Origin of the sequence: Serratia sp. ASV30 (genome assembly GCF_016428815.1) — a bacterium.
Taxonomy (GTDB): Bacteria; Pseudomonadota; Gammaproteobacteria; order Enterobacterales; family Enterobacteriaceae; genus Chania; species Chania fonticola_C.
Window position 1 is genome coordinate 1 of the sequence record NZ_JAELTL010000186.1, and the last position, 508, is coordinate 508.

The 508-nt window shown below is 44.9% G+C and carries 1 tRNA gene and 1 rRNA gene; both read left to right on the top strand.

The features are described from left to right. Nucleotides 1-76 (top strand): 16S ribosomal RNA (locus JHD74_RS26020); the annotation flags it as partial. 145 nt (nucleotides 77-221) lie between these two features. Continuing rightward, nucleotides 222-297: transfer RNA gene (locus tag JHD74_RS26025), tRNA-Glu, on the top strand. The last annotated feature ends 211 nt before the right edge of the window (nucleotides 298-508 follow it).

The following is a 508-nucleotide window of genomic DNA, read 5'->3' on the forward strand; positions in this document are numbered from 1 at the left end:
CACTTTGTGATTCATGACTGGGGTGAAGTCGTAACAAGGTAACCGTAGGGGAACCTGCGGTTGGATCACCTCCTTACCTAAAGATATGCAGTTGCGTGCAGTGTCCACACAGATTGTCTGATGAAAAGTAATGAGCAAAGCGCTACCTGTTGATGTAATGAGTCTTCTGGACTCATGCTGATACGAGAAACGGTTAAACCCTGGGTTTAATCGGATTTTGTGTCCCCATCGTCTAGAGGCCTAGGACACTGCCCTTTCACGGCTGTAACAGGGGTTCGAATCCCCTTGGGGACGCCATCCGATAATGAGTGAAAGACATTATCACCGGTCATTCGTGACTGATTATCTTAAAGATGACTCTTGCGAGTCGTGTTTAAGATATTGCTCTTTAACAATCTGGAACAAGCTGAAAATTGAAACATGACAGCTGAAACTTATCCCTCCGTAGATGTATTGGGGTAAGGATTAACCTGTCATAGAGTCTCTCAAATAAACAGCACGACAGTGT